Annotated in this window: 28 protein-coding genes; 15 read left to right on the top strand and 13 right to left on the bottom strand. The window is 64.8% G+C overall.

Translation table 11 applies throughout. The features are described 5' to 3' along the window. Positions 1 to 14 precede the first annotated feature (14 nt). Positions 15 to 1058 carry a rod shape-determining protein gene (locus tag JW929_01925; protein MBN1438142.1) on the bottom strand — a complete coding sequence of 348 codons (1044 nt, stop codon included), beginning with the start codon at positions 1056 to 1058 and terminating at the stop codon, positions 15 to 17. A 192-nt stretch (positions 1059 to 1250) separates the two neighbouring features. On the opposite strand from JW929_01925, the gene JW929_01920 reads away from it, so the two are divergent. From JW929_01920 to JW929_01910, 3 genes are all read left to right on the top strand, one after another. Then, the gene (locus JW929_01920) at positions 1251 to 2486 is read left to right on the top strand and encodes a tyrosine--tRNA ligase (GenBank protein ID MBN1438141.1); all 1236 of its coding nucleotides are present in this window, start codon (positions 1251 to 1253) and stop codon (positions 2484 to 2486) included. A gap of 130 nt (positions 2487 to 2616) precedes the next feature. Beyond that, the gene (locus JW929_01915) at positions 2617 to 3162 is read left to right on the top strand and encodes a diguanylate cyclase (GenBank protein MBN1438140.1); all 546 of its coding nucleotides are present in this window, start codon (positions 2617 to 2619) and stop codon (positions 3160 to 3162) included. 54 nt (positions 3163 to 3216) lie between these two features. Next, complete coding sequence (locus tag JW929_01910) at positions 3217 to 3735, top strand: diguanylate cyclase (protein ID MBN1438139.1); 519 nt, start codon at positions 3217 to 3219, stop codon at positions 3733 to 3735. A gap of 12 nt (positions 3736 to 3747) precedes the next feature. Here JW929_01910 and JW929_01905 read toward each other — a convergent pair whose 3' ends face one another. The 4 genes from JW929_01905 to JW929_01890 all read right to left on the bottom strand — a co-directional run bounded on the left by JW929_01905 (position 3748) and on the right by JW929_01890 (position 7987). Continuing rightward, positions 3748 to 4230, bottom strand: coding sequence for a GNAT family N-acetyltransferase (locus JW929_01905; GenBank protein ID MBN1438138.1), 483 nt, complete (start codon positions 4228 to 4230; stop codon positions 3748 to 3750). A 273-nt stretch (positions 4231 to 4503) separates the two neighbouring features. Next, positions 4504 to 7017 (bottom strand): FtsW/RodA/SpoVE family cell cycle protein, encoded by a 2514-nt coding sequence (locus JW929_01900; protein ID MBN1438137.1) that lies wholly within the window; start codon positions 7015 to 7017, stop codon positions 4504 to 4506. Next, the gene (locus JW929_01895) at positions 7014 to 7481 is read right to left on the bottom strand and encodes an FHA domain-containing protein (GenBank protein ID MBN1438136.1); all 468 of its coding nucleotides are present in this window, start codon (positions 7479 to 7481) and stop codon (positions 7014 to 7016) included. Before JW929_01895 ends, JW929_01900 begins: the two co-directional genes overlap by 4 nt. Next, entirely contained in the window at positions 7478 to 7987 is a 510-nt protein-coding gene (locus JW929_01890) for an FHA domain-containing protein (GenBank protein ID MBN1438135.1), read from the bottom strand. Before JW929_01890 ends, JW929_01895 begins: the two co-directional genes overlap by 4 nt. 503 nt (positions 7988 to 8490) lie before the next feature. Here JW929_01890 and JW929_01885 point away from each other — a divergent pair. The 4 genes from JW929_01885 (at position 8491) to JW929_01870 (ending at position 11717) form a co-directional block, all read left to right on the top strand. Next, positions 8491 to 9420, top strand: a complete 930-nt coding sequence (locus JW929_01885) for an ABC transporter permease (GenBank protein MBN1438134.1) — start codon at positions 8491 to 8493, stop codon at positions 9418 to 9420. Continuing rightward, positions 9417 to 10235 carry an ABC transporter permease gene (locus JW929_01880; GenBank protein ID MBN1438133.1) on the top strand — a complete coding sequence of 273 codons (819 nt, stop codon included), beginning with the start codon at positions 9417 to 9419 and terminating at the stop codon, positions 10233 to 10235. The genes JW929_01885 and JW929_01880 overlap by 4 nt, the downstream gene beginning before the upstream one ends. A gap of 105 nt (positions 10236 to 10340) precedes the next feature. Continuing rightward, positions 10341 to 10823, top strand: coding sequence for a peptide-methionine (R)-S-oxide reductase MsrB (gene msrB / locus JW929_01875; GenBank protein MBN1438132.1), 483 nt, complete (start codon positions 10341 to 10343; stop codon positions 10821 to 10823). Positions 10824 to 11078: 255 nt separating this feature from the next. Continuing rightward, complete coding sequence (locus tag JW929_01870; protein ID MBN1438131.1) at positions 11079 to 11717, top strand: hypothetical protein; 639 nt, start codon at positions 11079 to 11081, stop codon at positions 11715 to 11717. A gap of 657 nt (positions 11718 to 12374) precedes the next feature. Here JW929_01870 and miaA read toward each other — a convergent pair. From miaA to JW929_01835, 7 genes are all read right to left on the bottom strand, one after another. Beyond that, positions 12375 to 13328: a tRNA (adenosine(37)-N6)-dimethylallyltransferase MiaA gene (gene miaA / locus JW929_01865; GenBank protein MBN1438130.1), complete on the bottom strand. Its 954-nt coding sequence runs from the start codon at positions 13326 to 13328 to the stop codon at positions 12375 to 12377. Further along, positions 13312 to 13692 carry a YraN family protein gene (locus JW929_01860; GenBank protein ID MBN1438129.1) on the bottom strand — a complete coding sequence of 127 codons (381 nt, stop codon included), beginning with the start codon at positions 13690 to 13692 and terminating at the stop codon, positions 13312 to 13314. The genes miaA and JW929_01860 overlap by 17 nt, the downstream gene beginning before the upstream one ends. A 40-nt stretch (positions 13693 to 13732) precedes the next feature. Continuing rightward, entirely contained in the window at positions 13733 to 14524 is a 792-nt protein-coding gene (locus JW929_01855; GenBank protein MBN1438128.1) for a DNA alkylation repair protein, read from the bottom strand. Positions 14525 to 14527: 3 nt separating this feature from the next. Next, positions 14528 to 15964, bottom strand: a complete 1437-nt coding sequence (locus JW929_01850) for a proline--tRNA ligase (protein MBN1438127.1) — start codon at positions 15962 to 15964, stop codon at positions 14528 to 14530. 233 nt (positions 15965 to 16197) lie between these two features. Next, positions 16198 to 16788 carry an LOG family protein gene (locus tag JW929_01845; GenBank protein ID MBN1438126.1) on the bottom strand — a complete coding sequence of 197 codons (591 nt, stop codon included), beginning with the start codon at positions 16786 to 16788 and terminating at the stop codon, positions 16198 to 16200. Position 16789: 1 nt separating this feature from the next. Beyond that, entirely contained in the window at positions 16790 to 17452 is a 663-nt protein-coding gene (locus tag JW929_01840; protein ID MBN1438125.1) for a metallophosphoesterase, read from the bottom strand. Next, positions 17452 to 17772 carry a nucleotide pyrophosphohydrolase gene (locus JW929_01835; protein MBN1438124.1) on the bottom strand — a complete coding sequence of 107 codons (321 nt, stop codon included), beginning with the start codon at positions 17770 to 17772 and terminating at the stop codon, positions 17452 to 17454. The genes JW929_01840 and JW929_01835 overlap by 1 nt, the downstream gene beginning before the upstream one ends. A gap of 185 nt (positions 17773 to 17957) precedes the next feature. On the opposite strand from JW929_01835, the gene JW929_01830 reads away from it, so the two are divergent. The 8 genes from JW929_01830 (at position 17958) to JW929_01795 (ending at position 25012) form a co-directional block, all read left to right on the top strand. After that, positions 17958 to 18125: a hypothetical protein gene (locus JW929_01830; GenBank protein MBN1438123.1), complete on the top strand. Its 168-nt coding sequence runs from the start codon at positions 17958 to 17960 to the stop codon at positions 18123 to 18125. Positions 18126 to 18162: 37 nt separating this feature from the next. Continuing rightward, positions 18163 to 19578, top strand: coding sequence for a lysine 2,3-aminomutase (gene ablA, locus JW929_01825; protein ID MBN1438122.1), 1416 nt, complete (start codon positions 18163 to 18165; stop codon positions 19576 to 19578). Between the two features lie 9 nt (positions 19579 to 19587). Continuing rightward, a complete protein-coding gene (locus JW929_01820; protein MBN1438121.1) occupies positions 19588 to 20799 on the top strand; it encodes a hypothetical protein in 1212 nt (403 codons plus the stop codon). A 5-nt stretch (positions 20800 to 20804) separates the two neighbouring features. Beyond that, complete coding sequence (locus JW929_01815) at positions 20805 to 21281, top strand: GNAT family N-acetyltransferase (GenBank protein ID MBN1438120.1); 477 nt, start codon at positions 20805 to 20807, stop codon at positions 21279 to 21281. 598 nt (positions 21282 to 21879) lie between these two features. Next, the gene (locus JW929_01810) at positions 21880 to 22923 is read left to right on the top strand and encodes an ATP-grasp domain-containing protein (protein MBN1438119.1); all 1044 of its coding nucleotides are present in this window, start codon (positions 21880 to 21882) and stop codon (positions 22921 to 22923) included. A 115-nt stretch (positions 22924 to 23038) separates the two neighbouring features. Beyond that, positions 23039 to 24271: an exodeoxyribonuclease VII large subunit gene (gene xseA, locus JW929_01805; GenBank protein MBN1438118.1), complete on the top strand. Its 1233-nt coding sequence runs from the start codon at positions 23039 to 23041 to the stop codon at positions 24269 to 24271. A gap of 38 nt (positions 24272 to 24309) precedes the next feature. Then, a complete protein-coding gene (xseB, locus tag JW929_01800; protein MBN1438117.1) occupies positions 24310 to 24546 on the top strand; it encodes an exodeoxyribonuclease VII small subunit in 237 nt (78 codons plus the stop codon). A 19-nt stretch (positions 24547 to 24565) separates the two neighbouring features. Next, positions 24566 to 25012, top strand: coding sequence for a divergent PAP2 family protein (locus JW929_01795; GenBank protein ID MBN1438116.1), 447 nt, complete (start codon positions 24566 to 24568; stop codon positions 25010 to 25012). A 155-nt stretch (positions 25013 to 25167) separates the two neighbouring features. Here JW929_01795 and murJ read toward each other — a convergent pair whose 3' ends face one another. Beyond that, positions 25168 to 26742, bottom strand: a complete 1575-nt coding sequence (murJ, locus tag JW929_01790; protein ID MBN1438115.1) for a murein biosynthesis integral membrane protein MurJ — start codon at positions 26740 to 26742, stop codon at positions 25168 to 25170. Positions 26743 to 26894: the final 152 nt, after the last annotated feature.

The raw sequence follows: 26894 nt of genomic DNA, 5'->3' as shown, positions 1-26894 counted from the left end.
AGGAAAACGGCGGTTTACCTTCGGCCGCGGTGATCCCGGTCGGAGGATGCGAGGAATTCCCGGTGGGTCTCGATGCCCGACAGCACCGCGGCCGCGCCGCGGACGACGCAGGTCAGCGGGTCGTCGGCGCGCCAGGCTCGGATCTTGAACTCCTCGCTGAGTTTTTCCGGAAGCCCGTGGAGCAGGGCGCCCCCGCCCGTCAGGCACAACCCGGAATCCATCAGGTCGGCCATAATCTCCGGCGGCGCCTGCTCGAGGACCTCGCGCAGGGCTTGGGTGATGGCTTTCAGCGAAGGCGCCAAGGCCTCGCGCATTTCGATCGAAGAGATTTCGACCTCTTCCGGCAGTCCGGAGATCAGGTTGCGGCCGCGGACGGTCATCACCTTTTCCTCGCCCAGCGGGGCGGCGGCGCCGACCGTCTTCTTCGCCTGTTCGGCCATGGTCTGGCCCACCAGCAGGTTGTATTTATCGCGCAGGTAGGTGATCACGTTCTCGTCCATCTCGTCGCCGGCGACGCGGATCGAGTTGGAGATCAGGATCCTGCGCGACGAAAAGACGGCGATCTCGGTCGTGCCGCCGCCGATGTCCATCAGCATCGTGCTGTGCACGCCGCGGATCGGCAGAGCGGCCCCGATCGCCGAGGCCACCGGCTCCTCCACCAGTAAAGCCTCGCGCGCACCGGCCGAGGTGGCGGCGTCGATCACCGCCCGCCGCTCGACGCTCGTCGCACCCACCGGGACTCCGACGATCACCCGGGTCAGGGGAACCGGCACCACGCTCTGGTTGATCACCCGGCGGATGAAGTATTCGAGCATCGTCGCCGTGGCGTCGAACTCCGAGATCACGCCGTCGCGGATCGGCCGCATCGTCACCACGTTCGGAGGCGTCCGCCCGATGATCTCCTTCGCCGCCCGGCCGACCTTCAGCACCCGGCGGGATTTCTTGTCGACCGCCACCCAGGAAGGTTCGTTGATGACGATGCCTTTGCCGTGGACGTTGACCAGCGTGTTGGCCGTACCGAGATCGATGCTGATGTCCAGCGTGATCAGGCCGAGCAGCCATTGAAGCGGATTCGCCAAAGTCTCTCCATGGTTGGGATGGAAATTTGCCGTCCTTCGGCCCCGGCGGGACCAAATACCGATTATACCATCCGCAAATCGCCCCGTTTGGCGCAGAAATTCCGGGGTTGATGCTATAATCCCGGCCCGCGGAAGCGTTGCACTCCAATTTCCTCCGCCTTCGGAGCAGGCATGTCAAAACCCGCAATCGACCAACAAGTGGCGCTCCTCATGCAGGGAACCGAATACGGGGATGAGGCGCTCAAGCAGGCCATGGCCGCGGAACTCCGCGAGCGCCTGATCCAGGCCGGGAAGGAAGACCGACCGCTGCGGGTCTACGCCGGGTACGATCCGACCTCGTCGGACCTGCACCTCGGGCACACCGTGACGATGCGCAAGCTGCGCCAGTTCCAGGAACTCGGCCATTCGGTCGTTTTCCTGATCGGCGATTACACCGCCCTCGTCGGGGATCCTTCCGATAAAAACGCCCTGCGGCCTCAGCTCGTCGAGGAGCGGATAAAGGAAAACGCCCGCACCTACGCCGACCAAGCCTTCCGGATCCTCGACCGCGGCCGGACCGAGGTCCGCCACAACTCCGAATGGCTTTCCCGGTTGTCGTTCGCCGAGTTGATCCGGCTGGGGTCGAATTTCACCGTCCAGCAGTTCACCACCCGCGAGAATTTCCGCTTGCGGTGGGATCGGGGGGACGCGATCTACCTGCACGAGTTTTTCTACTCGATCATGCAGGGCTACGACGCCTACGCCTTGCGGGCCGACGTCCAGGTCGGCGGAACCGAACAGCTGTTTAACATCATCACCGCCGGGCGCAAGGTCATGGAGCATTACGGCGTCCGGCCCAACATCGGGGTGCTGCTGGGGATTTTGCCCGGGACCGACGGGGTGGTCCGGATGAGCAAAAGCCTCGGCAACCATATCCCCCTGATGGCCGAGCCGGGCGACATGTACGGAAAGGTAATGAGCGTCCCGGATTCGGCGATGGGGCTGTACTTCAAACTGCTGACCCGCTTCACCCCGGAGAAAATCGCCGCGGTCGAGCGGGATCTGCAATCCGGCGCGCTTCATCCGCGGGACGCGAAGATGAACCTCGCGCGCGAGATCGTGGAGATCTATCACGGGCCGGAAGCCGCCGCCGCCGCCGAGCAGCAATTCCGGCTGGTGTTCCAGCAGTCGGAATTGCCCGAGGAGATCCCGTCCCTGGCCGTGGCGCCGGGGATGCGTCTGGTGGACGTGATGACCGGCCACGGCCTCGCGAAAAGCAAGAGCGACGCGCGGCGCCTGATCGAACAAGGAGGAGTCAAACTCGGGGGCGCCACCGTCCGAGATCCAAACGCCGCGGTGTCGGGGGAGGGAGACCCGGTCCTGCAGGTCGGGAAACGCAGGTTTGTCCGGCTGACCAAGGCGGGATAAAATCGCCCCGCCGGGACGGATGCGGCTTGCGCGCTCTTTCATTGAACTCCGCCCCGCTCTGATCCGCGGTCGGATCAGCGGTTTTGCCGACGCCGCACCGCTCTTCCGCCTCCGCCGAAGAGGGATCCCCGTGAACGGAAACGACCGTCTCGATCAACAATCCGGGCTGTTTCCCCAAAAAATGCTCGAAACGCTGTTGATTCACGAAATCGTCCGTTCGCGCCGGTATCCGAGTCCCGTTTCCCTGATCCACTTCAGCATCTCCTTCCCGGAACCATCTTCGGAACAAATCGTCGAAAGCGCGCGGCTGTTCATTGCCAACCTCCTGCATTCCAAACTCCGCGAGGCGGATCTGCCGGGCCATTACGAGGGGGACTACCTGGTGATCCTGCCCGCCACCGACGGCGCCGGCGCCAGGACCGCCGCCCAGCGGATCCTTAAGGAATTGGGAGGATCCCTGGTCACGCGCACGGCTGAGCACTTCAAAATCTCCGCCTGCATCGGCGTATCCTCCCATGCGGGGGGCGCGGGGATCTCGGCCTCGCACTTGCTGTCCGAAGCCGCCGCCGCGTTGGGCGAAGCACGACGGCGGGGGCCGAACAGCCTGGTGCTGTTCGACGAGATCCGCGCGAAGCGCGCCCCCAACGGTTGCGGGGAAAGCGGTTCTCAGGTTTAATCAAGCCATCCAATCGCAGACCCGCGGAATCCAGGGGGAAGGAAGAAAAGCCCTATGGATCAGGACGCCCGGCTGGATAAGGAAACCGGTCTTTACCCGCAGAAGATGCTGGAAAGCCTGCTCGACAACGAGGTCTTGCGGGCCAAGCGCTACCCCGGCCCGGTTTCCGTTTTGTATATCGCCCTGCGTTTCGCGGAAGATCCCTCCAAAGAGGTTCTGGACAGCGCGCGTTCGTTCATGGCCGACATGCTGCACGCCGGCCTGCGCGAAGTCGACATCCCCGGCCATTACCAGGGCAACTACATGGTGGTGATGCCCGAATCTGATATCGAAGGGGCACGCAAGGCGGCCGAGAGGCTGGCCGACAAATTCCGGGGCAAGCAGGTGACCCGCGAGCTCCACGAATACGGCGTGTCGATTTGCGCCGGGATGGCTTCGCATCCGGGCGGCGAAGGAATCACCTCCACCGAGCTGCTCTCCCGAGCTTCGGTGGCGCTATGGGAGGCGCACCGCCGGGGTCCGCAACAACTGGTCGTGTTCGACGAAATCAAGGAGAAGGGCTACTCGCAATAACCGGGCCCCCGGTCAATCCAGGGGCCTCGCCAGTTCGATCTCATCCCGGATGGGAATCCCGTCCTCGCCGGCGGCGGGGACGGATTTGCGTTTGCGGGTCTCGGCCAGCGCGTTCGGCCGCAGGGCGGCGAGTGTGAATCCGATCCGCTGATAAAACCTTAACGCCCGCAGGTTGTCGTTGGTGGTCGTCACGCGCAAACGGCGGCACCCCGCGCGGCGGGCCGCGTCGACGACGGCTCCCACCAGCGCCCGGCCGATGCCCTTTCCGCGGTCCAGGCTGTCCAGCGAGACGATTTCGCAGTCTTCCCCGTCCAGGCGGTAGGTGATCAAACCCCGGTTCCGCCCGCCGCTCTCGGCTAGAAACCCCGGAAGTTCTTGGGGGCGGTAGCAATCCCCGTGAACGATCACCGTTTCATCCCCCCAATGCTCGCAAATCAAATTCTTGATCCAGGCGACGTCTCCGGGATCGGCGGGGCGGATGCGGTAATCGGTCATGGCAACTCCCGGGATCGCCGCGCGCTTCGCGGGGGCGTTTTGATCAGGCCGTCATTCCCGCGCCCGCTCTGCGAAGCGGGGGGTTCTTGGCGGGAATCCGGGCGCCTTGATATCGGAATGGTCTCCCAATTCCACTGACGCGGATGGATCGCAAGCCATCCTCGCCGGATTCCCGTCCTTGAAGGATTTAAACGGGAGCCGCCGGGCCCGCCGCCGCGCCAAAGGATGCGGCCTTTCCCAACCGGACGGCCGCAGACTTCGCGGAAGGGACAATCACTGCACCGTCCCGGCCGCCGCCCGGAGGATCCTCCGCCCGATTACGGCCGCGTCCACCGCAGACCCCTCCAGCGCGACGACCACCACGATCGGATCCGCGTCGAGGGTTTGGAAACCCGCGTACCAGGCGATCCCGCCGGCCGCGGCGCCGCATCCGACCCACTCGGCGGGATCTGCCCCGCCGCTCAGCATCTCCCGCAGCCGCAAAGCCGCGCCGGCGGGAAGCATCGCCACCGGATGGCTCGCCGTCGCGGGCGTCGTCCACCCGGAGGGCGTCTCTAAACGCAGAACCAGCCGGGGGGCGGGGGCCATGCCCCCGGCGGCGATCGCGGAAAACGCCAGCGCCAACTGCATCGGACTGAGGAAAACCTGCCCGCGCCCGTCGAACTCGAGCTGCGCGGATTCTTCCTCCGCCGGGAAAGACAAGGATGGGACGTTCGCCGTCGGCAGATCCATCACCGGATCCTGGTCGAATCGGAAACGCGCCAGCGCCCGATTGGGAAAGTCCGGATCCGCCGCGATCCATTCCAAATAGGGTGCAGAGCACAGGTCCACCCCGCCGTCCAACCAATTCCGGTCCAGAGCTTCCGCCGCGAAGAACGGGAACAGCATCCGGCCGGGCGCAAACAACCCCTGGGTGGCCCGGTTGAGCAAAGGCGAATCGGGATCGCGGACCAGGGATTCGTATTCCCGGCCGAGAACCGCCGGATCGAACGTCGGCTGTGAGATCAGAGCCAGGATTTCCCCGCTTCCGGCGCGCAACACCACGGCCGCGCCGACCCTTCCCTCCATCCATCGGCTGCCCTGGTTTTGTACGCCGAGGTCGATCGCCAGCCAGGCGTCCATCCCTTCCAGGGGAATTCCCAAAACGGTTTCCGACCACCACAACTCGAATGCGTTCCTTCCGGCTTCGCCCCGCAGCCACGGATCCAGCGCGGCTTCCATGCCCCCCTGGCCGTAGAAGGCGGTGGTGTAGCCGACGACGGGGGCGGCCGACGGGACGGGGTATTCGCGCGCGTAGGCGCTCGGTTCCCCGGCGGTCACCGCCAACGGGAGGCCGTTCCGGTCGAAGAGGTCGCCGCGCCGGGCCTGCAAATCGTGAAGAACCCTGCGGTAGTTGTCGGTCCGCGTACGCAGGACCGGAGCGCGGAAGATCCCCCACCACCCCAGGCTGGCGCCGGCGGCGGCAAAGGCGATCAGGAACCCCGACGCCATCACCCGGACCGGACGGTCCGGACGCATGCGCGGAACCTCCCCCGGAGCTTTGTCGGAAAGCACCAGCAGAATGCCGAGGATGATCGTGCTGGCAAGCAGCGAGGATCCTCCGTAGCTCATCCACGGCAGGGTGACGCCGGTCAGCGGCAGCAGGCGCAGGCTTCCGGCGACGATCAGGACGGCCTGCATTCCCAGAAGCGCGCTGAGGCTGGCGGCTATCAGCCGGAAGGCGGGTTGGACGGACCGGGCGGCGATCCGCAATCCGCGCAGGACCAGCACGGCGTAGAGGATCAGGCAGCCCATGGCGCCGAGCACGCCGTACTCTTCCGCCACCGCGGCGAAGATGAAATCCGAATAGGCCACCGGCACCAGTTGGGGCGAGCCGAGGCCCGGACCGCGGCCGATCAGGCCGCCGGAGGCGACGGCGATGAGCGACTGCACCACCTGGTAGGAAGTGTTGCTCGGATCCAGCCAGGGATTCCACCATGTGGCGGTGCGGATTCGGATGGTATCGTTAAAGGCATATCCGAACCCCAGGAAGACGCACACCGCGGCGAAGCCGAGCAGAAGGATGAACGCCTTGCGGTAGGCGAGGTACAGGATCAGGACGACCGCGCCCAGCAGCAGCATCGCCGCGCCGAGATCCTGCTGCAGGATGTGGATCGCGACGCCCGCCGCGCCGAAGGCCAGCACCGGTATGGCGTCCTTGGCGTGGATCGGGGCGGACGGCGACGGGCGGGGCGCCAAGGTGAAGGCGGCAAACACCGGGAAGATCCAGCGCAGAAATTCCGAGGGTTGAAAAAAAATTCCATCCAAGCCCAGCCACAACCGCGGTGAATCCGGCGCGGCGCCGACCCCGATCACCAGCGTGGCGGCCAGCGCGGCCAGCGCGCCGCCCAGCCACAGATAGCGGTACTCGCGCAGCCATCCCAGGTCGCGCGGGAGGCGCAGGAAAAAGAGCCAAGACGCGCCGACGACCGCCAGCCATAGAGTCTGGCGCAAAGCCGTCTCCGCCGAGAGGCGGACGAGGATTTGCAGTCCCCAACCGCAGAGGAACATCGCCGCCGGCAGGAGCAGGGGATCGCGGTTGGGGAGAAGCCGCTCGAGTTGGCGGTGAAGCAGCACGGCCAGCACGGCCCAGACGATCGGCGGGACGAACGCGAGGAGGCGATCCGCGGCGGACGACCATGCGCCCGCCCGGACGGAGGGGGAAAGGCAAAGGGCCGCCGCGCCGAACACCTGGAAGGCGAATCCAAGACCCAACAGAGCCGCTTCCAAACGGGAGGAGCGGATCATGCCGACGGGTCCTTGACCGGAGAGTCCGCCGCGGGTGCGAAAGGATCCGCCGAGCGGAATTCCAGCGCGATCCGCCCGACGCGGATTCGGTCGCCCGGGCAGAGCACCGCCGGCTTGGTCAGCGGAATCCGGTTGAGCTGAGTTCCGTTGCGGGAATCCAGATCCTCGATCCACCAGCGGCCGCTCTGCATCCACAGGCGCGCGTGGACGACGGACACGGTCTCGTCGGAGAGCGGGATTTCAACGCTCGGCGAGCGGCCGAGGAAGCAGGTGGCCTTCCGCAGCGAATACGAGCGTTCCAGGGTTCCGTCCTCGCGCAACCGGTCCAGCCGCATCGGCGAGACATCCGCGCCGCCGGCGGCGCGGATGTCGCGCCACAATGCAAACAGGACGAGCGCCAGGAAGGCGTACAGGCACACAGCCAGCGCGATGCGGGCGGCCAGCATCAGAATGGAAACGCTCATGCCTCGCGTTTCTCCGGCGGGGCGGGGGAATCGGCGGGCCGGGAGGGGGGCCGGATCGGCTGGGTGATGCTCTCTTCACGCTCGTCGCCGTAGATCAGCTCGGTGTTCCCGAGGCGGAACACGTCGCCGGGCTGCAGAACCCATTCGTGCACGGGGGCATTGTTAACCCGCAGGCCGTGTTTGGATCCTAAATCGGTCAGCAGGAACTGGCCGTCGCGGGCCCGCAGCTGGGCGTGGCGCCGGCTGACGAGCGCATCGTCCAGCACCAGATGGTTGTCGAGCTGGCGTCCGACGTTGATCACCGGCCGATTCAACGGAAAGTGGCGCCGGCCGTTGATGATCAGGAACGCCCCGGCCGGCAGATCGATCGGACCGCCCGGCGGGACAAGGAAGGCGTCGGTGCTCTCCTCGCCGGAGCGGAAGATTTCCGCCCGGACCCGGATGCCTTCGTCGCGCAGGCTGGAATCCTCTGCAAGTTCGATGTGAATCGGATTGAGCAGGATCATCTCGCTCTCAGCCACGTGTTCCTGCAGTTTTCCCGCCAAGAGGGTGTTCAGGTCCGGGACGACGGAGGCCGTCTGCCATAGCCGTTTTCCCAGCTTTAATCGGTACAGGTTCGGAGCGATCCAGCGCCCGCCCGGACCCTGTTCGGAGTGCTCCTCGAGCGCTTCGATCATCCGGGTGAGGATTTTTCCGGCGTGGACGATGTGCGTGGAAAGGACCCCGGTCCGCTTCTCGAACAGGTTTTCCAGTTGGATTTCGATTTTCCGCAGCGGATCGGTCATGAACTCTCCCAGTAGCGTTTTATTATATCCCCGCACGGCTTTGATAAGGTTGTAGGGCAAAGAACCTTTCGGCCGAAAAATGCAAAAAGGCCGCAAAAACCGTATTCTTTTTTGTCCGCCGCAGCCAAAGGACGGATCGGAAAATGCATCAGCGGGGGGGGCGTCCCGGCTTTCTTTTCCGCCGAAGAGGATCCACCTACTCAAGGTTGGGTACAATTCGGACCATGTCCGTTTTGCGGCGCCTTCTGGAAAGCCTGATCGTCGTCTGGGCCGTGGCGACGGCCGCCTTCTTCGCCCTGCGGCTGGGGCGGGTGGATCCGCTGGCCGCGCTTGCGGCCCAGGGGTTGGCGACCGAGGAGCAAACGGCAGAGATGCGCCGCGCGCTGGGTTTGGATCGGCCGCTGTTGGAACAATACACGGATTATTTCGGGGATGCCCTGCGCGGCGATCTTGGACGGTCGCTCTTCAGCGGGCAGGATGTGGCGGCGATGATCGCAGAAGCCGCCAAGCATACGGTGCCGCTGGCGGCCGCGGCTTGGATTCTGGCGGTCGTGTTGGGCATCGGCCTGGGAGCCGTCGCCGCCCGCCGCGCCGCCGGGATCGGGCCCGGAATCGGCGGCCTCGTTTCGGCGCTGCTCGCGGTGGGGGCGTCCACTCCCGCGGCTTGGTTGGGCCTGATTATTCTGTGGGCGTCGATTCCGCTGTTCGCTGTGTCCGCCGCGGAAGCGTGGCGCGAAGCCCTGCGCCTGTTCCTGCCGGCGGCCGCGCTTGCGCTGACCGTCGGATGCGGAATCGGCCGCGCGGCCGAGGCCTCGATCCGTCAGGTCCGCGGCGAGCCGTTCCATCTGGCGATGCGCGCCCGCGGATTCCCGCGGGGTTGGCGCGCCGATTGGAGGCTTCTGCGGGCCGCCATCGCCCCGGTCCTGGCGATGGCTGGGATGGAAGCGGCCTTCCTGCTCGGCGGGACGATGATCACCGAGGTTGTATTCGCCCGGCCAGGGCTGGGGCGGACGCTTGTCGACGCCGTTCTGCGCGGAGATTATCCGGTCGTCCAGGCGCTGCTCGGCCTCGCCGCGCTGGCGTACACGCTGCTCGGGATGGCGGCGGATTTCTCGGCCGCCGTCCTGGATCCGCGGGTGAGGGAGGCTGCGTGAACCCGGCGAAGGCGAAGATCCACCGCGTCCCGGCCGCCGGAGCGCGCCGCCCGTGGGTCGCTCTTGGTTGGCTCATAGTTTTGCCCGCCGCGGGATTGCTCGCCGGATTCTTCCCCGCCCCGGCGGCGGGCCTCCCGCTCCAGCCGCCCGGTTGGAATCATTGGCTGGGAACGGACCTCTTGGGGCGCGATCTGGCCTGGCGTTTCCTGGCCGGAGGGGCGCGGACCTTTCTGATCGCTTCGGGATCGGCGTTGATTGCGGTGCTGCTCGGCGGAGTCTGGGGGCTGGCGGCGGGATTCGCCGGCGGATGGATCGACCGGATCCTCGGGCGCGCCATCGATGCCGCCCTCTCCATTCCGGCGCTGATCTTGGGTTTGGTGATTCTGGCGGCGCTCGGTCCGAGCGAGGCGGCGGTGATTCTCGCCGTCGGCTTGAGCAGTGCGGCGACGTACGCGCGCCTGCTGCGCGCGGAAGCGGCGCAAATTCGGAATCGCGAGTACCTTCTCGCGGCGCGGACGCTCGGCGCGGGAACGGTGCATCGGATGTTCCGCCACCTTTTGCCGAACATCGCCGGCCCGCTCACCGCCTACGGGGCGCTGCACTTCGGATGGGCGATGGTGAACGCCTCGTCGCTGACGTTCCTCGGATTCGGCGGCGATCCCTCGGCTTCGGAATGGGGGCGGATGCTCGCCGACGCGCGGATGGTTTTCGGGCGGGCTTCCTGGCAGGCGGCGGTTCCCGGCTTGGCGCTGGCATTCACCGTGCTGGCGGTCCAGCAGGCCGGCGAGTGGTGGCTGGAGCGGAACCGGCGCTGAGGCCGGCTGTGTTTCCGGTCCTCCGGGCGCGGAGCGTATAATATCCACGCCGGTTGCGAGGCCTCCGCCCGCAGGGAAAAGGCGCCCGACCGGCGGGAGGATGGTATGAGCGATTATTCCAAACCCCCGGATGACGAATTGCGCAAACGGTTGACCCCCGAAGAATACCGTGTGACGCAGTGCTCCGATACCGAAACCCCGTTTGCCAACGCGTATTGGGAAAACAAGCGGCCCGGCATTTATGTGGATGTGGTGTCGGGCGAGCCGCTGTTTTCCTCGCTCGACAAATTCGATTCCGGCACCGGTTGGCCGAGTTTCCTGCGGCCGATGCCCGATGCGGAGCTGGTGTACCACCGCGACCGGACACTGGTCCGGGAACGCACGGAAGTCCGTTCGGGGCGTGCGGATTCGCACCTCGGGCATGTGTTTGACGACGGACCGCAGCCGACCGGCAAGCGCTATTGCATTAACTCGGCCGCCCTGCGGTTCGTTCCGCTCGCCGAGATGGAAGCCGCGGGATACGGCCGATACCTTTCCTTGTTCTTCGGAGCGGACGACGATAAAAACTCCATAAAAAAAGCGCCGTAGGCCGGCGCGGAATCTCAAGTTTCCGCGGATATTGCCGCGCAGAGGGAGAACCTCCGCCGCGGGAGGGTTGAAAAACACCGGCCGTTTCGCGTATAAAGAGGATGTTCCTTCCGGGGCTGATGGCGATGGTTTCTCCCGTCCGCATCAGGCGGGAAAGCGGGCCGGAAAAACATCCTCGGCTCTCTTCTTCTTCTTATTATTCAAAGGCATCATATTCCGGTTTGAAAGCCGCATCTGCCAGGGAAGGGACCGACTATGCTTTTATTTCCGTTCACGCCCGATGAAGTCATGAAGGAGATTGAGCATCTGCTGGACCTTCAGCGCCGGGAGAAGAAACCCTCCGCGTGGGTATTCCGCGAATGCAATCTGTGGGAGGACCAAAACCGGAACCGGGTGGCGGACGCCTACGGCAAGTTCTATCACATCTCCGCCCAGGCGCGGCGGGTGGCGGACGGCGAGCTTTCTCTGCGCGAAATGAAGCGGGATCTGGAGGGCCTGCACGCCGCCTTTTGGTGCATGCCGCAGCTCATCCGGCGGTTCCTGGTGGATGCGGTGAAAATCCTCGGGGTCGGCTTGTTGTTCACCGCCGTAGGCCTTGCGCATTACGGATTGAGCGTTTGGATCGGAAACGTGCCGGCGGCGGGAGTCATCATCGGGGGTTTGCTGGCGGTTGTGTTGATTCCACAAACCGCAAAGGAGATCTGGAAATGGCACCGGCGGCGGAGCGAAGCCAAGACGGAGGATTACCAACAGTCGATTCTCCAAAGGTTATGGAAAGGTTCGTCCTTGCGCTGTCCGAAGTGCGGCAAGTATTGCGGGGATCTGCCCGTGGATGCCGATGGATTTGTCCGCTGCACATGCGGCAACCGCATCGAACGGAAGCCTATCCCCTGACCGTCGAGTGAAATCCGATTGCGCCCGGTTTTTCCGGGCGCTTTTTTTGCCTTGGGAAATCACTGTCCATGGCCGTGAGCACCCACAAAGGGCTCCGCCGTGAAAGTGAAAACGAGAAGGCATCTGCTTGGCCTCCCCCTCTTCCCTTCCCCCTGCTGACTGCCGCGCGTTGAGTGTGGTACTCGTCCCATTCTGAAGAATTAGGCGGAAGCGATCCCGCGGGGGGAGGCGGACGGGCTGGAAAACAGGCCACCGATGAGCTTAAGGAGCGCACCCCCGGCCTCGCCATAGCGAAGCCGGAGTGTAACTTCCCGAAGCGGCATTCCCGAAGCCGGCCGCGATGCGGGTGGAAGCGGGGCCGGCGCTTTTGGCGGCGGCAATCTGCGGAATCTCAGCCGCCCAAAAAAGGCTGTGCCCTCAAGCGGCGGAAGGCACCTGTCAGGTGATGCGGACCTGTCAGGTGGAAGGCTCGCGGCGTCAGCCTCAGGGGAGGATCGGAAGGGTTGGGGGGCGGTCTCCGGCCTCATTTGCGCCGATCCCGTCGAAGAAGGTTGCGCCAACATCCGTGTGTGAAAGGAGGAAAGCGATGATTGCGCAAATCCGCCGCTCGGCAATGAATGGAGGAAAAGGATTCCTTTAAAACACGCGCGTGTCGGATCAGGCGGATTCCAAACCGGGGATGGACGCTCGCAGGACGGCTTCCGCCCGGCCCGCCGCATCCGGGCCGGAGGGCAACCAATGGATGTTCGGATCGCCGGGGCGGAACCAGTTTGCCTGATGGCGGACCAAGCGGCGGGTTGCGCGGCGGATTTCGACGACGCATTCTTCCCGGGTGAGTTCGCCCTGCAGGTGGCGGGCGATCGCGCCGTACCCGAGCGCCGAAAAGGCCGGCAGGGCGGGCGAGTACCCCCCGGCCAGAAGGATGCGCACTTCCTCGATCCAACCCGCGGCGATCATAGAGGCGATTCGCGCATCCACCCGGGCGTACAACTCGGGCCGCGGGAGTGCGAGGCCGATCAGCACGGATTGAAATTCGGCCGCGCCGCGGCGGCGCTGGGCGGAGAACGGCCTGCCGGTCGAGAGCACGACTTCCAATGCGCGGACAACCCGCCGCACGTTGCGCGGATCGATGCGCGCGGCGGCTTCCGGATCGGCCTGCTCCAATTCCGCGTACAAGGCGGCGGGTTCCCGCAGCGAGCGTTGCTCCAGGGTCCGGCGCAGCCTGGGCGCCGGCGATGCGGGGGGAATCTCCCAAGCCTCGAGCAGGGCGCGCACGTATTGGCCCGTGCCCCCGACGCACAACGGAAGCGCGCCCCGGCCGGCGATCCGGCGGATGCAATCCAGCGCGGCGGCTTGATACTCGGCCAGCGACCACGGCTGATCCGGCTCGGCGACGTCGATCAGATGGTGCGGGATTTCGGCGCGGACCACCGCGGAAGGCTTGTCGGTCCCGATGTCAAACCCCCGGTACAGCAGGCGGCTGTCGGCCGATACGATTTCGGCCGGCAACCTCCGCGCCAGGGCCAGGGCCAACGCGCTTTTGCCGGAGCCCGTCGGGCCGACGATGAACGCCGCCCACGGGCGGCCGTCGCGATCAACCGCGGACGGCATTCTCAAACACCTCGATCCGCTGCGAATCTCCCGCCCGGCCGAATTCCACCGCCACCACGTCGATCCGCCAGGGCGTATCCAAAAGGCCGCGCTCCTGAAGGTAATGCTGCGCCGAGCGGATCAGGCGGGTCCGTTTACGGGCGGTGACCGCCTCCTCCGGAAGGCCGTGGGCGCGGCTGCGGCGGGTTTTCACTTCGACGAAGACGGTAAATCCCATGTGCCGGGCGACCAAGTCCACCTCGCCGTACGGCGTGCGCAGGTTGCGTCCGATAATTTCGTACCCGGCGCGCCGCAGGCTTTCTGCGGCCGCTCGTTCGCCTTGGTCTCCCAGGATTTTGTTATGCGCCTTCCCTCGAACGGTCATGGCCGCTGTTCGTTTACCAAGGGGCAGGCTTCGCGGAGGTTCATTCCGCCGTCCGAATCCTCCGGATCAGTTCCGCGGTTTCCGCGGGCAGGCGGGGAAGCAGCCTGCGCAGGAAGGTCCGGCCCCGCTCCAACGATCGTGTGGACAATTCCGAAATCCATCCCTGCGTCTCCTGCGGATAGAATTCCGCCAGCTTCAGAAACAAGCCGGAAGCCCGGTCCTGGGCTTCCGGATCCGATTCGGAGAAAGCGGCGGCCAGCAAGTCAAAAGCGGCGAACGCCGATTCGGAGGTCTTTTCCTCCGCCCATTTGCGGAGCGCCGTCCAGCCGAACCTCCGGCGGGCGGGAACGGGATGCTCGATCCACCCGCGGACGTCGGACCGAAAGAGAACGGCGTTCGAGCGCCACAGGGGAGGGCAGGCGCGGGCGGCGAGGGTATCCAACAAAACCGGGTCGTCGACTCCCTCCAGCCATCCGCGGAGCAGGGTTCGAATCTCGCCTGAATCCTGCGAGAAGCCGGCCAGGAAGGCCGCCAATTGCTTTTCCTCCAGTCTTCCGGAAGGCCAGAGGGCCGCCGCGGCGGCCAGGGCCGCCGGGGGATTCTCCTGCGCCGCAGGCAGCAAAGCGGCTTCCACTTCACGGACCAGCAGGCCGGGGACGTCCCATGCGGGAAGCGCGCCGCGTTTGGAGAGCGACGGACCGCGCCGAAGCAGGCGGTGAGCATGCCCTTCCAGCAGCGTGCGCAACCGCTGTGCAAACGCGGCGGGATCGCCGAGCAAGCCGCTTAACGCCAGGGTCTCCCGGCGCAGGCTGTGAAGATCGACCGGCGCCATGCCTTAGTACGCTTTGCCGAACACGGCCTTGTGGGCGGAGGATTTCCCGCAGACGATGCAGTTGCCGCTGCCGCCCGGCTGGTCGAAGGGGATGCAGCGGATGGTGGCTTTAGTGTCTTTCTTCACCTTCTCCTCGCACGCCGCCGCGCCGCACCACCAGGAGGAAGCGAACCCGTTCTCCACGGCCTCGCGGAACGAAGCATAATCGGGGGGATCCTGAATCCGGCTGTCGCGGAATTGCTTCGCCCGCTGGAAGAGCGATTGTTGGATGTCGCCCAATAAGGTTTCGACCGACTCGGCCAGTCCGGCCCAGGGGGCCGCTGTCTTCCCTTCCCGGCCGGGCTTGTCGCGCCGGGCCAGCATCACCGACTGCCCCGCCAGGTCGCGGGGGCCGAGCTCGATCCGCACCGGCACGCCGCGCATCTCCCAATCGTTGAACTTGAAGCCGGGAGTCAGCCCTTCGCGCAGGTCGACGGTCACCCGCAGACCCGCCTTCAACTCCGCTTCCAGGCGGCGGGCCTGCTCGCAAACCGCCGCTTTCTCCTCTTCCTTCTTCCAGATCGGCGTGATCACCGCTTGGATCGGCGCCAGGCGCGGGGGAAGGATCAGCCCCGTATCGTCCCCGTGGACCATGATGATCGCGCCGACGAAGCGGGTGGATAGCCCCCAAGACGTGGTCCAGGCGTATTGCAGCGCGTTCTGGGGGTCCAGGTATTGGATGTTGAAGGCCTTGGCGAAGTTCTGCCCGAGGTTGTGCGAGGTGGCGGACTGCAGGGCCTTGCCGTCGCCCATCATGGCTTCGACGGCGTAGGTGGCGGACGCGCCGGCGAATTTTTCGCTTTCGCTTTTCCGGCCGCGGATCACCGGGACGGCGGCTTCGTTTTCCGCGAAGTCGGCGTAGATGTCGAGCATTTGGCGGGTCTCCGCCTCGGCTTCCTCGGCCGTGGCGTGGGCGGTGTGCCCTTCCTGCCAGTAGAACTCGGTGGTGCGCAGGAACAGTTTGGTGCGCTTCTCCCAGCGCACGACGCTGTTCCAAAGGTTGATCAGGATCGGCAGGTCGCGGTACGACTTGACCCACTTGGCGTACATGTGGCCGATGATCGTCTCGGAAGTGGGGCGGATCGCCAGCGGTTCCTCGAGTTTTTCGCCGCCGCCGATCGTCACCACTGCGAGTTCGGGCGAGAATCCCTCGACGTGTTCCTTTTCCTTTTCGAGGAAGGATTTGGGGATGAACATCGGGAAGCCGGCGTTAACGTGGCCGGTGGCCTTGAAGCGCCGGTCGAGCTCGCGGGTGATGTTTTCCCACAGCGCCCAGCCGTATGGACGCACGACCATGCAGCCGCGCACCGGCGCGTAGTCGGCCAGTTCGGCCCGCAACACCAGCTGGTTGTACCATTCGGAAAAGTCCTCGGCGCGCGAGGGAAGTCGGTCCTCAGCCATGAAGAAAATTGCCTCCGTCGGGGAAAGGATTCCGGGCAATCATACCCGGTTCGGCGGAGATAGCCAACCAGACCCCGTCCGGCTCCCATTCGCCGAGTCTTGCAGAGCGGAGGATTCGGTTTTCATCCTGGGGCGATAGGGGGGCGGGAGGAAAGGGGAAGGGCCGGGCAGGTCGGGGAAAGCGGGTGGATTTCCCCGATCAAGCCGAGAAAGCGGCCGGTTGGGTGCGGGCTTCAGGCCGGCTTTGACTGTAAAAAAACGTTTTGCAGGATCCGGACCGCCTCTGCCGGCGAGTCCGGAAATCGGAACAGCGCCTTGTCGTTTTCGGTCAGGTATGCGGCGGCGGAACGGAAGAAAAAGGGAAACGTCGCTTTCCACAAGGGGCCGAGCAGCAGAATCGGGCGGGGGGAAAGCTCGCCGGTCTGGATCTGGGTGGCGCAGAAGGCGATCTCCGACAGAGTCCCGATCCCGCCATCCAGCGCGACCGCGGCGTCGCCCAGGCGGCACAGGGTCAGCAGCCTTTCCCGCGCCGTGGGACATCGGATCTCTTCTTTAATCCAGGGATTGGTGCGGCGGCCGGCGCGGGTCATGGTTTCGCTGGTAACTCCCACCGTGCGGCCGCCGGCTTCGGCCGCGCCGCGGCTGACGGCGGCCATCGTCCCGCCGTATCCGCCGCTGGCGGCGGTCCATCCGCGCCCAGCGATCTGCGCGCCGAGCTCGCGGGCGGCCGCGTACGTCGGCCCATCCTCCGGCAGAAGGGCGGCGCCGAACACGGCGACGACCGGTTTTTTCACTGCGGGGCCGGCCGCTTTGGAATCCGCCATACTATTTCCCCGCTTCCCCATCCCAATCCAGGAGTCGGAAAGGCGGGATGTAGAAGACGTCGGTGGATCCGACGCGGGTCTGGAGATCGTGCGGCGGGCGGGCGAACTGCGAATGGCCGTGCAGCATCCAGCGCGGCTTGGCCCATTCGAGCAGCCAGCGGAACGCTGCGAATCCTTTGTGGGCGGGGTCTTCGCCTTCGTGAATCCCGCGGGCCGGCGAATGGGTGACGAGAATGTCGAGCCGGCGGCCGTAGCGCACTTGGTTGGTCAGCAGCTTGGGTGTCAGCTTCAGCACCCGCCGCCACATTTCGGCCTCGGTGGACTGGTTCTTGGTCGTGGCGCCGAAGCGGAGGCTGCCGCCCAATCCGGCGATCAAAACCCCCTTTGCCTCCAGGGTAGCGCCGTCGATGCTCTCACCGGCGTCGGGCAGGAAGTCGACCTTCCCGGATTCGCGGAAAAATCCCTCGCCGTCGTGGTTGCCCAGGACGTAGTACATCGGGACGTTGAAAACGCTCATCAGGAATTCCAGGTAGTCGAAGGGCAGGTCGCCGCAGCTGACGATCAGATCGACCTTGCCGGTGCGTTCGGGGGCTTGGCAGGTGTTCAAACGCGGGGAGACGTCGTCGCTTACCGCCAAGAGGATCCGCCGGTCCGGGGAGGCCATCAGGATCCGCTTCCTGCAGCGCCCGGACCGGGCCAACGCCGTTCGTAATTCGCCTTCAGCTTTTCGAGGATCGCCTGTTCCAGATCGATGCCGAGGACGGAGGCCAGCTGCAGGAGGTACAGCGCCGTATCGGCGAGTTCTTCCTTCACCGCCGGATCGGCCTGCTCCTCCCACTGGAAGTGCTCCAGCACTTCAGCCGCTTCGAGCACGAGGGACGCCGCGAGGTTGCGCGGGGTTTGCGGGCGGGGGGAATTCTCCTCGTACCAGCCTTTCGACCGGACGAACCGATGCATCTCCTCCGTGAGCTGCTTCAGATCCATGTTCCCGTCCGAATCCCGCCCCGGCGAACCTCGCGGGGAGGGAAAAAATCTCCGCGGCGGATTATACCAGTCCGCCATTCCCCGCGCGGCGCGTTTGCACATGCGCGCGTGCGCAACCGCTCTGGCCGCGGGCCGCGAAAGGAGATATACTGGATTCATCCGATGGAAACGCTTGGGAGGTTTGCATGCCGAAGACCGAACGGGATCGTGAAATCTCGCGCCGACGCCAACGCAGATTGAAAATGCAGTTCCTCCGCCGGCGCTTGGCCGAAGCCAAAGATTCAAAGGCGCGCGCCGCGATCGCGCAAAAAATCCTGCAGATCAATCCGAAGGCCAACGTTTCGGCAAAATGAACCGCATACCGTGCGAACGTTCCGCCGGGAGGGGGGCATGACTTCCGGGGGAGAAAATCCCCGCCGCGCCCCCGCCTTCCGGGAGATCCCGGACGCGCAGTGGAACGACTGGCGCTGGCAGCTCGGCCACCGGCTGAACAAGGCCGACGAGCTGGAGCGCGTGTTTGCGCTCACCGAGAGCGAACGCAAGGCGCTTTCGGCGGCCGGCTTGTTCCGCGTGGAGGTCACCCCGTATTTCGTCTCCCTCATCCGCCCCGACGATCCCCGCGATCCGATCCGGCGCCAGGTGATCCCCACCGCCGAGGAGCTGGTGCCGTTTACGGCGATGATGGAGGATTCGCTCGCCGAGGATAAGCACTCGCCCGTCCCGGGATTGGTCCATCGCTATCCGGACCGGGTGCTGATGCTGGTCACGACCCAATGCGCGTCCTACTGCCGCTACTGCACCCGCTCGCGGATCGTCGGGGATCCGTCCGAGCAGTTCTCCTCGGCCGAATACGAAGAACAGTTGGATTACATCCGGCGCACGCCGCAGGTCCGCGACGTGCTGCTTTCGGGCGGGGATCCGCTGACGCTCGCGCCGAAGGTCCTGGAAAACCTGATCGCCAGCCTGCGGGAAATTTCCCACGTCGAGATCATCCGCATCGGCTCGCGCGTTCCGGTGTTCCTGCCGATGCGCGTCGACGACGAACTGTGCGCGATGCTTTCGCGCTACCACCCGCTGTGGATGAACATCCACGTCAACCACCCCAACGAAATCACCCCGGAGCTGGCGGCGGCGGCCGACAAGCTGACCCGCGCCGGCGTTCCGCTCGGCAACCAGTCGGTTCTGCTGGCCGGCGTGAACGATTGCGTCCATGTCCAGCGGCGCCTGGTCCAGGACCTCCTGCGGATCCGCGTCCGGCCTTACTATCTCTACCAATGCGATCTGGTGGAGGGAGCCGGCCATTTCCGCACCCCGGTCTCAAAGGGAATTGAGATCATCGAAGGCCTGCGCGGGCATACCTCCGGCTTCGCCGTGCCCACCTACGTTGTCGATGCTCCGGGCGGAGGCGGGAAGATCCCTCTCGGACCGAACTACCTGCTAAGCATGTCGGACCGCCGCGTGGCGCTGAGGAATTTCGAAGGCTACATCTCCATCTACGAAGAGCCCCTCGGGTACACGCCGCACGACCCCGCCGCGTGTCCGGATTGCCGAAGCAAGCGGACCGAAGAGGGGCAGAAGGGCGTCACCGGCCTGCTCGACGGGGACGATCTGGCGATCGAACCTCGGGATTGGGGGATAACCCATACCCGCGGGGGAATGGAGCACCGTTTGAACCGGGACTCGGGCAAATGGAATCCGCGCGGGATCGGAGCGCCGCCGGGACCCGGCGGCGGCGCGGAAGCCGGTGCGGCGCAGGACCCCGAGAGTCCGCAAGGGTCCGCAAGGCCTCCCCATCCAAAGGCATAAGGATTGCCGTTGACCGATATTTCATCCAAAGATATGAAAACCGCGCCCAAGGGGGACGACAACGTTCCTCCCCGGCCTGTAGAAGACCCCAACCGCGGAAAAACCGGCAGAAAAAGCGGATTGCGCGTCGCGGTCCTGCATAATTTAAAGAAGCATGCCCCGGCCAACGGCGCCCACCCGGCGGATGCGTTTGCCGAACTTGACAGCGAGGCCAACATTGCCGCTTATGCCGCTGCGTTGCGCGCGGCCGGACACCATGTGATCGGGATCGACGGCAATCCGGACCTCTTCCGCCGGCTTAAGCGCCTAAAAGTCGATATCTGCTTCAATACCTGCGAGGGGTACCGCGGGGACGCGCGCGAGGCCCAGGTCCCGGCGATGCTAGAAATGATTGGAATTCCCTACACCGGCGGCAAGGTCACCTGCCTGGCCAATACGCTCGATAAAGCCGCGACCAAGCGGATTCTCCAAGCCTTCGGCCTCCCGACGCCGCGTTTCCAGGAATTCACGGATGCCGAGCTTCCCTTGGAGGATCCCCTGCGTTTTCCGCTGTTTGTCAAACCGAATCGCGAGGGAACCGGGATCGGCATCGACAGCCAATCCCTGGTGGGCTCCGAATCTCAGCTTCGCGCCAAGGTGGACTACATATTAAAGGAATATGGCCAGACTGCGCTGGTCGAGGAGTACATCCCCGGCCGCGATATCACCTGCGGGCTGGTGGGGAACCTGAGCGCTTTGGAATCCGGCCGGCCGATCCCCGATTTGACGGATCGGCCGAAGACCCCGAGCGGCGGACTGGATTGGGGGGACATCCATATCTTTCCCATCTCCGAAGTGGATCATGCCCGGATCCCGGACATGGATCCGTATTATTCTTATGCGGTGAAGGCGCTGTCGCTTGAAGAATATCCGTATTTCTGCCCGGCGCCGATCCCGGAAGACGTCGCCGATGAAGTCCGCCGGCTGACCTTGGAGACCTTCCGGGTGACCCGGTGCCTGGATTTCGCGCGGGTGGATTTCCGCCTGCACGAAGGGGAGAACCTCCGGCCGTACATCATCGAGATCAACGCCTTGCCCGGCCTGACGCCGATCAGCGACCTAACCCTTTGCGCGCAGGCGGAAGGATGGGAGTATCCCCGGTTGATTCAATCGGTTCTCGCCGCCGGCGCCAAACGGTACGGACTGCTTCCCGCCGAAGGGGAACCGGGCCGACTCGGATGATCCCCTTGCCGGGTCTCAGCGTGGCGGCCAGCCGTCCGGAGGACCGCGATGCGATCGGCGAGATCACCCGGCGGGCCGGGGTGTTCACCGAAGAGGAGCGGGAGTCGGTCTTTGAATTGTTCGACGCGCACCTGCAATCGGACGACTCGGGCTATGAATGGCTCTCTGCGCGGAGAGAGGGTCGTGTGGTGGGGTACGCCTGCTACGGTCCGGCGTCGTTCGCGCAGGGGGCGTACGATTTGTATTGGATCTGCTCCGATCCCGAGGCGCGGGGGGGAGGCGTGGGGCGCAATTTAATCGCGGCGATGGAAGCGGACATCCGCGCACGCGGCGGCCGCTTGCTGATGGTTTGGACCAGCGGAGCCGCCAAGTACCGTCCGGCGGCGAAATTCTACAAGGCAATGGGCTGCCAGCTTTCGGCGCGGATCCGTGATTATTACCAACCGGGAGAGGATTTGGTCGTGTACGTTAAACATTTCTAGCCGTGGTTTTTTCACTTCGCCCCATTTTTCTCCGGCCTTAACCCGCATTCGATTGATTCCCTTGGCGTCTTTGCGCCTTGGTGGTTTGTTCCACCACCAAGGCGCAAAGACGCCAAGGGTTTTTTGTATCTCCTCAGCCCCCCGTCCTTGCCCTTTCCTCACCTCCAACCCCCTCAACCCCTTCCCCCTCTACTGACTTATGTCAGGAGAGGGGGAAGGGGCCAGGGGATAGGGGTGAGGATGGAAAAGAGCAGGATTTCATTTCAATATTGCTGAGGCTGAGGAGATACGGATTTTTTAAAAGGAACGACTTCGGGCGGAGAAATATTTTCATACGTGTGGATTCCTCCAATTCTTTTCGTCCGGTCCGAAAAAATATTTCCTTCGCGGAGCAAATCCGGAACTTCACTGCGGAGTCGAGAAAAAAAATTATTCCATCGCCGCGGAAGGAGCAAAACCGCATCGCGAACCGCGCGAAATGTTAAAAGCGCCCAAAGGCAACTTTAAGATTCAACCCATTGACTTCCCGGTTTTGTCATGTAGAATAAAAATCATAAAGGAGATCGTTCATCCGTTTCGGCGGAAAAACAGGAGAGACATGAGACGATCGACAAAAGAAATCTACAATCCGTACTCGGTCTTGATCCTTCACAATGTAATGAGCGATTGGACTTCGGCGGACATCGAAGCCGCCGAGCAAGCGGTGACCCGGATGAAGTACGGGTTGACGTCGCTTGGCATGGAAGTCACTTCGATCCCCGTTCGGCGCGACATCGAAGGCGCCCTTCAAGGGTTTAACCCCAGAGAGTGCATCATCTTCAATTGGTGTGAAGGCTTGGACGGCGAACCAAACGCCTACGATGCGATCCCGCCGATTCTTGAGCGGCTCGGATTCATCTACACCGGATCGGATGCTTGGTGCCTGAACATCACCGAAGACAAAGTGACCACTAAGGAAATCCTCCGCCGCCATCGAATTCCGACGCCGCAGGCCGCCGTGTATTCGCGCCCGGCGCGGAACGGCTGGGTCCGGTTCCCGGCGCTGGTCAAACCCGCCACCGAACATTGTTCCTTCGGCATCACCCGCGAATCCGTCGTGGATTCTTCCGACGAACTCCGCAAGCGGGTGGAGTACGTGCTGGATACGTACCATTGCAAGGCTTTGGTGGAGGATTTCATCGACGGACCGGAATACAACGTCTCGCTGTGGGGGAACGACCGGCTGGATGTTCTTCCCCTGGCGTGCATCGATTATTCCGTCTTTCCTGATTACCACGACCGGCTGTGCTCCTACGACGCCAAGTGGGATCCGGCATCCGAAGCCTACCTGCTCACCTCGGTGCGCTGCCCGGCCCCGCTGGAGGACGAACTGCGGCGCCGGATCGAAAACGTCTGCCGGCGCACCTACCGCTCGTTGAGATTGCGGGATTACGGCCGTGTGGATCTGCGCGTCCGCGACGGAATCCCCTACGTGGTGGACGTCAACTCGAATCCCGACATCACCATGGAGGGCGGATTCGCCCGCTCCGCGCGCGCGGCCGGATACGACTACGGCCAGGCGATCGCGCGGATCCTTGAGCTGGCCGTTGCCCGCAGCGCCATTCCGGCCGAAATTCCGGAATCGGTGATGGCGATGGCCTGACCGCCCGACCCCGGAAAAACCCCGCTTCCCGCGGGGTTTTTTTTTATCCCCCGCCGATCCGGCGGAAGCCGCGGCCCGGAAAATTGGTACAATCGCAAAGCAAGACGGCGGATGTATGCAGCAACTTTCCCTTTTCCGATCGGACTGTCTGACGGTCACGCAAATCAACCGGTTGGCGCGTTCCACTCTGGAACGCGAACCCCTCCTGCAGGACGTTTGGGTCGGCGGAGAGGTTTCCGGCGTATCGCGGCCGGCCTCAGGGCATTTGTATTTCACCCTAAAGGATTCCGCCGCCTCCCTGCGCTGTGTGATGTGGCGCGACGCGGCGGCGCGGATCCCGCCTCCGCGCGAAGGCGAGGCCGTCGAAGCCCATGGGCGCATCAGCCTTTACGAGGCCGGCGGCCAATATCAATTGTATGTCGACACCCTTCGGCTCGCCGGGCAGGGCGAATTGTTCGCCGAATTCCTGCGCTTGAAGGCGAAATTGGAATCCGAAGGCTTGTTCGATCCGCAGCGCAAGCGGCCGATTCCGCGCTGGCCGGCCCGAATCGCGGTCGTCACCTCGCCGATCGGCGCCGCCTGGCGCGACGTGCAGACCGTTCTGGCGCGCAGGTTCCCCCTCGCCGAAGTGCTGTTCGCGCCCGCGGTGGTGCAGGGGGAGGAGGCCCCGCCGCGGTTATGCTCAGCCCTGCGCGCGGCCGATCGTGCCAAAGCGGACGTGGTCTTGCTGGTCCGCGGCGGCGGAAGCATCGAGGATTTGTGGGCGTTCAACGACGAGGAGCTGGTCCGGACGGTCGCCGCCATGCAAACCCCCGTCGTTACCGGAGTGGGGCATGAGACGGATTTCACCCTGGCGGATTTCGCGGCCGATTTGCGCGCGCCGACTCCTTCCGCGGCGGCGGAGCTTGTTTCCCCGGATCGGGCGGACCTCGTCCAGGAAATCCGCCGCAGCCGGCGGCGCCTTGCGCTGGCGGTGGAATCCGCCCTGCGCGCGAAGTGCGAACTCCTGTATTCGACGGAGATCCGAATGCGCGGCGCCTCCCCGGTCCACCGCCTGCAAAACATCCGCCAGCAGATCGACGAACTGACGCGCCGGGCGGAAGCGTCGATCCGCAACCGGGTCTCGCTCCGGCGCACGGCTTTGCAGGGTTTGGCGCGGGTGCTGGAAGGGATGGGGCCGGCGGGCGTGCTCGACCGCGGATATGCCTTGGTGCGGCGGGCCGACGACGGCCGCCTGGTGCGGTCCGTCGTCCACGCCCCGGCGGGGACGATGCTTCGCGTGCAGGTGAAGGACGGGGACTTCCGCGCCCGTTCGGAGGGCGCGGAAAATTCCGCGGCCGCCCGCTGAGCGGAAGGCCGCCGCCGGCGCCGCAAAGGAGCTTGGAAATGCCCCCCAAATCGAAAAAATCCCCGGACCGGGGACCGAGCTATGAGAAATCATTTTCCGAACTGCAGGAGATCGTCGCCAAACTCGAAGCCGGCGACCTGCCCCTGGAAGACGCCCTGACGCTGTACGAACGGGGCCAAGCCCTGGCGAAAACCTGCTCGGATCTGCTTGAGAAGGCGGAATTGCGGATCCGGGAATTGGGAAAGGCCGCCGCGGAATCCACTCAGCCAGATTGACGGGAGCATTCGGCGAACCATGGAGATACTGCAGAACCGGGTGTTGCATTGCGTGTTGGTCGCGTGGTTGATCGCGCAATCCAGCAAGCCGTTCATCCAATATCTGCGCACGCGGGAATGGGGGTGGCACTGGTTTTTCAGCGCGGGCGGCATGCCGTCCACCCATTCGGCCGTGATCGTCGCGGCGACGACCTCCATCGGGGCGCTGTTGGGATTCGACTCGCCGGTCTTCGCCCTCAGCGTGGCGATCTGCATGATCGTGCTGTACGACGCGGCGGGAGTCCGGCGCCAGGCGGGGGAGCACGCGCGGGTGATCAACGCCATCATCGACGATCTGGCCCACGGCCACCCCTTAAAGGAGGAAAACCTGAAGGAATTGCTCGGACACACGCCGGGCGAAGTGATCGTCGGCACGGTTGTCGGGGTCACCGTCGCCGTGTTGATGATGGCCGATGCGGGTTGGTGAACCGCTCCGCCGGATTCCACGGCCCTTTTTCATCATTTGCGGCACAAAGGCGAAAGGCGAATTAACTGCAGGATCGATCGCCTGCCCGGGCGAGGGGATCGTTGAAGGAACGCCGACGGAGAAAGGGGGAATGAGGATTGTGGGCGTTTGGCGTCTTAGCGGTGTAGGAACTTCGATTGCAGGGAGCGCAATGCGCCCCGCGCTTCCGGCGAACCGATGAGAAGGCTGGCCGCCCCGAATATGCCCGTCCCGGCCAGAAGCCCTCCCAAGCCCTGAATCCAAACCGACAAGTGTCCGGCGGCGCCGATCCATATCCAGAGCGCCGCGGCCATGACCGCCGAGGCGAGCGCGGTGCGTGCGAGGCTCAGCCACGCCGTGCGGTCCATCAACCGCCGGATCCGCCGGCGCAACAGGAGGATCAGGGCCGACATTTCGGCGATTGTCGCCAGCGAATTCGCCAGCGCCAATCCGCCGTGCGGCATCCAGCCCAGGCGCGGAAACAGGGAGATCAGCAGAAGACTCAGCGCGACGTTCAGCGCCATTCCGCCGATGCTGACCGCGACGGGAGTGGCCGTATCCTGCATGGCGAAGAACGTGCGGTTGAGGACTTCCAGCAGCGAATGCGCCACCAGGCCGATGGCAAAGAATGCCAGGGCCCAGGCCACCATGTCGGTGGAGCGGGAGTCGAAGGCGCCGCGCTCGAAAATCATCCGGACGATCGGCCGCCCGAGCAGGATCAATCCGGCCGCGGCCGGCAGGGCGAGGAAAAAGATCCCCCGCAGGACCGAGGCGACGGTCCGGCGCAGCAGATCGATTTCCCCGCGGCCGGCCTGGGCCGAGAGGGTCGGGAAGGCCGCCGTCCCGGCGGCCTGCGCCACGGCAATCTCCGGCATCAGCATCAGGGCGAAGGCCAGCGCGATCGCGGACTGACTGCCCTCCGGCAGGGAGGAGGCGAGGATCGTGTTCACCAGCAGATTCAATTGGATGGCGGATTGGCCGACCGCCCGCGGAACCATCAACCGCGCAACGTTGCGCAATGCGGAGTCGGCGGTCTCGAGAAGGAACCGGTACGCCGGCCGCAGGGAGACGAGCGCGGGCAGCTGCACGGCGAGATGCATCACCGCGCCCCCGACCACCCCCCACGCCAGGCCGAAGATTCCCAGCGCCGGTGCGAGCCACAGCGTTCCGGCGATCCAGCCCAGCGAATAAAACATCGGCGCCAGCGCCGAAAGGAAAAAGCGGTGGTGGGCGTTGAGAATGCCCATCGCCAGCCCGCTGATCCCGAAGACCGCCGGGCATACCAGCAGGATCCGCAGCAGGCTGATGGTCGTGTGAATCTGCGGCGGATCCGTGTATCCCGGCGCAATCACGAACCGGACCAGCGGATCGGCGAAGACGGCGCACAGCCCGGAAACCGCCGCCAGCAGGACGAACACCCAACTGCCGACGGCCGAGGCCAGAAGGTCGGCTTGCCGGCGCTTGTCCTCGATTAGGAACGCGGTGTAGGTGGGGATGAAGGCCGACGCCAGCGCGCCGCCGGCCATCAGGTTGAAGAGGAACTCCGGCAGCCGGTTGGCCGCGACGAACGAATCGTAATCCGCGCCGGTGCCGAAGGCGTGCGCGACGACGATGCTTCGAATCAGCCCGACGGCCTGTGAAAGAGCCAGGCCGATCATGACCACCAGGGCGGAGCGGCGGATGGATCGGGTGGGGGCGGCGGTCGGGGCCATGAGCGGGATTATAGCAAGAACGACGCCGGAAGGATGGAGCGCATTTTCGCCGCAGGGATGCGAAGGCCGCCGAGGGAAGTATTCCATGCCGGCGTTCTTTTCTGCTTCGAATACGAAACCCGCATTCCATTTGGCAGAAACCGGCCGGCTTA

The organism is Anaerolineales bacterium (assembly GCA_016928575.1).
In the GTDB taxonomy this organism is placed as follows: Bacteria; Chloroflexota; Anaerolineae; order Anaerolineales; family RBG-16-64-43; genus JAFGKK01.
The sequence above is the reverse complement of the archived record's forward strand: the minus strand, read 5'-3'. Positions and strand labels throughout refer to the sequence as shown.

Excerpts from the sequence above, each read along its gene's own strand:
- JW929_01920 (MBN1438141.1), top strand. The coding sequence starts at position 1,251 with ATGTCAAAACCCGCAATCGACCAACAAGTGGCGCTCCTCATGCAGGGA.
- JW929_01910 (MBN1438139.1), top strand. The coding sequence starts at position 3,217 with ATGGATCAGGACGCCCGGCTGGATAAGGAAACCGGTCTTTACCCGCAG.
- JW929_01905 (MBN1438138.1), bottom strand. The coding sequence starts at position 4,230 with ATGACCGATTACCGCATCCGCCCCGCCGATCCCGGAGACGTCGCCTGG.
- JW929_01900 (MBN1438137.1), bottom strand. The coding sequence starts at position 7,017 with ATGATCCGCTCCTCCCGTTTGGAAGCGGCTCTGTTGGGTCTTGGATTC.
- JW929_01895 (MBN1438136.1), bottom strand. The coding sequence starts at position 7,481 with ATGAGCGTTTCCATTCTGATGCTGGCCGCCCGCATCGCGCTGGCTGTG.
- JW929_01890 (MBN1438135.1), bottom strand. The coding sequence starts at position 7,987 with ATGATCCTGCTCAATCCGATTCACATCGAACTTGCAGAGGATTCCAGC.
- JW929_01885 (MBN1438134.1), top strand. The coding sequence starts at position 8,491 with ATGTCCGTTTTGCGGCGCCTTCTGGAAAGCCTGATCGTCGTCTGGGCC.
- msrB (MBN1438132.1), top strand. The coding sequence starts at position 10,341 with ATGAGCGATTATTCCAAACCCCCGGATGACGAATTGCGCAAACGGTTG.
- JW929_01870 (MBN1438131.1), top strand. The coding sequence starts at position 11,079 with ATGCTTTTATTTCCGTTCACGCCCGATGAAGTCATGAAGGAGATTGAG.
- miaA (MBN1438130.1), bottom strand. The coding sequence starts at position 13,328 with ATGCCGTCCGCGGTTGATCGCGACGGCCGCCCGTGGGCGGCGTTCATC.
- JW929_01860 (MBN1438129.1), bottom strand. The coding sequence starts at position 13,692 with ATGACCGTTCGAGGGAAGGCGCATAACAAAATCCTGGGAGACCAAGGC.
- JW929_01855 (MBN1438128.1), bottom strand. The coding sequence starts at position 14,524 with ATGGCGCCGGTCGATCTTCACAGCCTGCGCCGGGAGACCCTGGCGTTA.
- JW929_01850 (MBN1438127.1), bottom strand. The coding sequence starts at position 15,964 with ATGGCTGAGGACCGACTTCCCTCGCGCGCCGAGGACTTTTCCGAATGG.
- JW929_01845 (MBN1438126.1), bottom strand. The coding sequence starts at position 16,788 with ATGGCGGATTCCAAAGCGGCCGGCCCCGCAGTGAAAAAACCGGTCGTC.
- JW929_01840 (MBN1438125.1), bottom strand. The coding sequence starts at position 17,452 with ATGGCCTCCCCGGACCGGCGGATCCTCTTGGCGGTAAGCGACGACGTC.
- JW929_01835 (MBN1438124.1), bottom strand. The coding sequence starts at position 17,772 with ATGGATCTGAAGCAGCTCACGGAGGAGATGCATCGGTTCGTCCGGTCG.
- JW929_01830 (MBN1438123.1), top strand. The coding sequence starts at position 17,958 with ATGCCGAAGACCGAACGGGATCGTGAAATCTCGCGCCGACGCCAACGC.
- ablA (MBN1438122.1), top strand. The coding sequence starts at position 18,163 with ATGACTTCCGGGGGAGAAAATCCCCGCCGCGCCCCCGCCTTCCGGGAG.
- JW929_01810 (MBN1438119.1), top strand. The coding sequence starts at position 21,880 with ATGAGACGATCGACAAAAGAAATCTACAATCCGTACTCGGTCTTGATC.
- xseA (MBN1438118.1), top strand. The coding sequence starts at position 23,039 with ATGCAGCAACTTTCCCTTTTCCGATCGGACTGTCTGACGGTCACGCAA.
- xseB (MBN1438117.1), top strand. The coding sequence starts at position 24,310 with ATGCCCCCCAAATCGAAAAAATCCCCGGACCGGGGACCGAGCTATGAG.
- JW929_01795 (MBN1438116.1), top strand. The coding sequence starts at position 24,566 with ATGGAGATACTGCAGAACCGGGTGTTGCATTGCGTGTTGGTCGCGTGG.
- murJ (MBN1438115.1), bottom strand. The coding sequence starts at position 26,742 with ATGGCCCCGACCGCCGCCCCCACCCGATCCATCCGCCGCTCCGCCCTG.